Origin of the sequence: Desulfovibrio sp. 1188_IL3213 (genome assembly GCF_036763145.1) — a bacterium.
Classification (GTDB): domain Bacteria; phylum Desulfobacterota; class Desulfovibrionia; order Desulfovibrionales; family Desulfovibrionaceae; genus Desulfovibrio.
This window is the reverse complement of the sequence record NZ_JBAIYR010000284.1, coordinates 1-3,072: the sequence shown is the minus strand read 5'-3', so window position 1 is coordinate 3,072 and position 3,072 is coordinate 1. Positions and strand designations below refer to the sequence as shown.

General features: G+C 59.8%; 7 protein-coding genes. All 7 read left to right on the top strand.

The annotated features are described in order from the left end of the window. Nucleotides 1-411: 50S ribosomal protein L4 (gene rplD, locus V6C16_RS10330; RefSeq protein ID WP_333543148.1), on the top strand; the 411-nt coding region annotated here is incomplete at its 5' end. A gap of 2 nt (nt 412-413) precedes the next feature. Next, nucleotides 414-704 (top strand): 50S ribosomal protein L23, encoded by a 291-nt coding sequence (gene rplW / locus V6C16_RS10325; RefSeq protein WP_012624296.1) that lies wholly within the window; start codon nt 414-416, stop codon nt 702-704. A gap of 2 nt (nt 705-706) precedes the next feature. Beyond that, complete coding sequence (gene rplB, locus V6C16_RS10320) at nt 707-1,555, top strand: 50S ribosomal protein L2 (protein WP_291440653.1); 849 nt, start codon at nt 707-709, stop codon at nt 1,553-1,555. Between the two features lie 9 nt (nt 1,556-1,564). Further along, a complete protein-coding gene (gene rpsS / locus V6C16_RS10315; protein WP_012624298.1) occupies nt 1,565-1,849 on the top strand; it encodes a 30S ribosomal protein S19 in 285 nt (94 codons plus the stop codon). Nucleotides 1,850-1,858: 9 nt separating this feature from the next. Continuing rightward, on the top strand, nt 1,859-2,197 hold the full coding sequence (gene rplV, locus V6C16_RS10310) for a 50S ribosomal protein L22 (RefSeq protein WP_012624299.1): 339 nt from the start codon (nt 1,859-1,861) through the stop codon (nt 2,195-2,197). A gap of 3 nt (nt 2,198-2,200) precedes the next feature. Beyond that, the gene (rpsC, locus tag V6C16_RS10305) at nt 2,201-2,842 is read left to right on the top strand and encodes a 30S ribosomal protein S3 (RefSeq protein ID WP_333535094.1); all 642 of its coding nucleotides are present in this window, start codon (nt 2,201-2,203) and stop codon (nt 2,840-2,842) included. Then, on the top strand, nt 2,842-3,072 hold a 231-nt coding region (gene rplP, locus V6C16_RS10300), incomplete at its 3' end, for a 50S ribosomal protein L16 (RefSeq protein ID WP_333543147.1). The genes rpsC and rplP, both read left to right, overlap by 1 nt.

Below are 3,072 nucleotides of genomic sequence, written 5' to 3'. Positions count from 1 at the left end.
GCCGGTTCCAACCGCTCGCCCATCTGGCGCGGCGGCGCCATCACCTTCGGACCCAGCCCGCGCGACTACACCTTCAAGGTGAACAGCAAGGTGCGCAGCCTGGCCCTCAGGATGGCCCTTTCGAGCCGTCTGGCCGCTGAAAGCCTGATGGTGGTCAAGGGCATAGTGCTGCCCGAAGCCAAAACCAAACATTTTGCCAAGGTGGCCGACACCCTGGGTCTTACCAAGGCCCTCATTGTGGCGCCCGAGGAAAATGCGGAACTGACCCGTTCGGCCCGCAACATCCCCGGCCTCACCCTGACCACGGTGGACCGCCTGAGCGTGCTTGAAATCCTGAAGCACAAGCAGCTTGTGCTGCTGGAAGGCGCTGTGGAGTCTGTGCAGGCGCGCTTCGAGAAGAAGGGAGCGTAGTTATGGAAATCACTTCTGTTCTGCTCAAGCCCCTGCTGACCGAAAAGACGACCATGCTCAAGGACGAAGCGCAGCAGGTAGCCTTTATGGTTCACACCCAGGCCAACAAGCTTGAAATCAAGCAGGCCGTGGAAAAGGCTTTTGATGTTAAAGTGGAAGCGGTTAACGTGGTTCGCCGCGCGCCCCTGAACAGGGAGCGCCAGGGCCGCGTTGTCGGCCGCAAGCCCGGCTGGAAAAAAGCGTATGTGACGCTGCGCCAGGGCGATAAAATCGAGTTCTTCGAGGGAGTATAAGCATGGCTGTCCGCAAGCTGAAACCGACTTCCGCTGGGCGTCGTTTCCAGACGGTTTCCGATTTTGAGGAAATCACCCGGACGCGCCCCGAGAAGTCCCTCACCGTCGGCCTGACCAAAAAGGCCGGCCGTAACAACCTGGGCCGCATCACCAGCCGCCGTCGTGGCGGTGGCGTAAAGCGTCTGTACCGTATTATCGACTTCAAGCGCGACAAGACCGGCATTGAAGCCCGCGTGGCGCACATCGAGTACGATCCCAACCGTACCGCCCGTATCGCCCTCCTGCATTACACAGACGGCGAAAAACGCTACATTCTGGCCCCCGTGGGCCTGAAGCAGGGCGATGTGGTCATGAGCGGCGTCAACGACCGCAACGGCGAAGTGGCGGACATCATGCCCGGCAATGCCCTGCCCATGCAGCGCATTCCTGTGGGTACGGTCATCCACAACATCGAGCTGTACCCCGGTAAGGGCGGCCAGCTCTGCCGCGCCGCCGGAACCTACGCCCAGCTGGTAGCCAAGGAAGGCAAGTATGCTCTTCTGCGTCTGCCCTCGGGTGAAGTGCGCAAGGTGCTGGTTACCTGCGTGGCTACTGTAGGCCAGGTGGGCAACGTGCATCATGAAAGCATCAGGCTGGGCAAGGCAGGCCGTAACCGCTGGCTCGGTCGCCGTCCCAAGGTCCGTGGCGTAGCCATGAACCCCATCGACCACCCCCTGGGCGGTGGCGAAGGCAGAAGCTCCGGCGGCCGCCATCCTGTGTCGCCCTGGGGCATGCCTGCCAAGGGGTACAAGACCCGCGACAAAAAGAAGGCCTCTTCCAGGCTTATTGTTAAACGCCGCGGCCAGAAGTAGGAGTAGCTCATGCCGAGATCATTGAAAAAAGGGCCGTTTGTTGACGGTCATTTGATGAAAAAGGTCGACACCGCTGTGGCTAACAGTGACCGCCGCGTGCTTAAGACCTGGTCGCGCCGCTCGACCATCCTGCCCGAAATGGTGGGACTGACCTTTGCGGTGCATAATGGCAAAAAGTTCGTGCCGGTGTTCGTCACCGAAAACATGGTGGGTCACAAGCTGGGCGAATTTTCGCCCACCCGTACCTATCATGGGCATGCCGCCGACAAAAAGGCCAAGGCCGGCAGGAAGTAGGGTAGCGATATGGAATCGAAAGCTATTGCGAAGTTCCAGCGCGTTTCGCCGCGCAAGACCCGTCTTGTTGCCAAGAACGTGCAGGGTCTTGGAGTGGAGGAGGCTATGAACCTTCTGCGCTTCACGCCCAACAAGCCCGCGGGGGTTCTTTACGGCGTGCTCAAGAGCGCGCTGGCTAATGCCTCCCAGCTGGGCGGCGTTGATGTGGACGCCATGGTGGTGAAGGAAGTCGTTGTTAACGAAGGTCCCACCTGGAAGCGCTTCATGCCCCGTGCTCAGGGCCGGGCCACCAAGATCAACAAGCGCACGAGCCACATCACCGTTATACTCGCAGAAGGGCAGGAATAGGCTATGGGTCAGAAAGTACATCCGTTCGGGTTCCGGCTTGGGTATAACAAGAATTGGCAGTCCCGCTGGTTCAGCAAGAAGGAATACCCTGCCTTTGTCTACGAAGACAGCAAGATCCGCGCGTTCGTCAAAAAGCTTCTCTTTCATGCGGGGCTTTCCAAGATCGAGATTGAACGTGCCGGCGGCAAGGTACGGCTTATTCTGTCCACGGCTCGCCCCGGCATTGTTATCGGGCGCAAGGGCGTGGAAATTGAAAAGCTGCGCAATGACCTGCGTCAGAAGTTCGGACGCGAGTTTTCTCTGGAAGTGAACGAAATCCGCCGTCCTGAAGTGGACGCCCAGCTTGTGGCCGAGAACGTGGCCCAGCAGCTGGAACGCCGTGTGGCCTTCCGGCGCGCCATGAAGCGCACCGTGTCCATGGCCCGCAAATTCGGCGGCGAAGGCATCAAGGTGACGTGCTCCGGCCGTCTGGCCGGCGCTGAAATCGCCCGTACCGAATGGTACCGCGATGGCCGGGTGCCCTTGCAGACCCTGCGCGCCGATATTGACTACGGCTTTGCCGAAGCGCGCACCACCTACGGCATCATTGGTGTCAAGGTGTGGATATACAAGGGTGAAATCCTTGACAAAGAGGTTGATCAGTAATGCTTGCGCCCAAAAAAGTTAAATTCCGCAAATGGCAGAAGGGCCGCCTGCGCGGCCTGGCTACCCGCGGCGCCACCGTTGCCTTTGGCGATATCGGTTTGAAGGCCGTTCAGCACGGCCAGCTCACCAGCCAGCAGATCGAAGCCGCGCGTATCGCCATGATGCGCCACATCAAACGCGGCGGTAAAGTGTGGATCCGTGTGTTCCCCGACCGCCCCGTGACCGCCAAA